Consider the following 943-nt stretch of genomic DNA (forward strand, 5'->3'; position numbering starts at 1 on the left):
GTGGGTCAGTTTTACTTCGGTAGGGTGGGTCAGTTTTCAACCGGTGTTGACATATCTGGAAGGCAATCCCGGCGGACGCATACCTGCCGAGGAGTTGGGAGTTACGCGGCTGAGGTTATCAAAGGCTTATTAACGTGCATTGCAGGAAGGCCAAAGGCTGGGGCTGACAGCTGCAATCGGGCTTTGGGCAACATGATACCGAGGCCCATGGAAAATCCTGGCTGTTCTTTCATGGCACGGATGGGCGTTTACTGGGGCAGGAAATGCAGGGCAAGGCATCTTGGGGGAGCCTTTTTATCGGCTGCAATTGCCGATACATGGAGGGCGAATCATTGGGCTCACCGGGCAAGTGATGATCGCGGTGCCAGGTGTTTTGATTGCTGTATTGTCGGTGACGGGAATCGTGGCGCAAGTTTCTGGCTCGAAGGAGTAGCAAGGCACCCAAAGCCTGGATCTGACCCGTTCCGGATTGAAGTTTCTATAGCCCAGAAAGAAAAAACCCCTGTCTGCATAAGCAAACAGGGGTTTGGAATTCAATCTTGACGATGACCTACTCTCACATGGGGAAACCCCACACTACCATCGGCGATGCATCGTTTCACTGCTGAGTTCGGGATGGGATCAGGTGGTTCCAATGCTCTATGGTCGTCAAGAAATTCTGTGACCAGCCCGTTACAGCGGTAACGTGCCAGCAAAATCGGTGACTTCTACTAAAACAAAACCCCTACCTGCATACGCAGATAGGGGTTTCGGAATTTAATCTTGACGATGACCTACTCTCACATGGGGAAACCCCACACTACCATCGGCGATGCATCGTTTCACTGCTGAGTTCGGGATGGGATCAGGTGGTTCCAATGCTCTATGGTCGTCAAGAAATTCGGTAGCCGGGTCGTTTTCTCTTGCGAGATCACGCTCCAGCGAATGGGTATGCGATAGTTTG

At 52.0% G+C, this 943-nt stretch carries 2 rRNA genes and 1 pseudogene; 1 reads left to right on the forward strand and 2 read right to left on the reverse strand.

The window, feature by feature from the left end:
- Positions 1-458, forward strand: a pseudogene (locus BK662_RS35365) (PepSY-associated TM helix domain-containing protein); the annotation flags it as partial.
- Positions 459-537: 79 nt separating this feature from the next.
- Here the strand turns inward: BK662_RS35365 and rrf (BK662_RS19225) are convergent.
- A 5S ribosomal RNA gene (rrf, locus tag BK662_RS19225) occupies positions 538-653 on the reverse strand.
- A 107-nt stretch (positions 654-760) separates the two neighbouring features.
- Positions 761-876 (reverse strand): 5S ribosomal RNA (gene rrf, locus BK662_RS19230).
- Between the last annotated feature and the right edge of the window lie 67 nt (positions 877-943).

The organism is Pseudomonas frederiksbergensis, from assembly GCF_003732275.1.
GTDB classification, from domain to species: domain Bacteria; phylum Pseudomonadota; class Gammaproteobacteria; order Pseudomonadales; family Pseudomonadaceae; genus Aquipseudomonas; species Aquipseudomonas frederiksbergensis_H.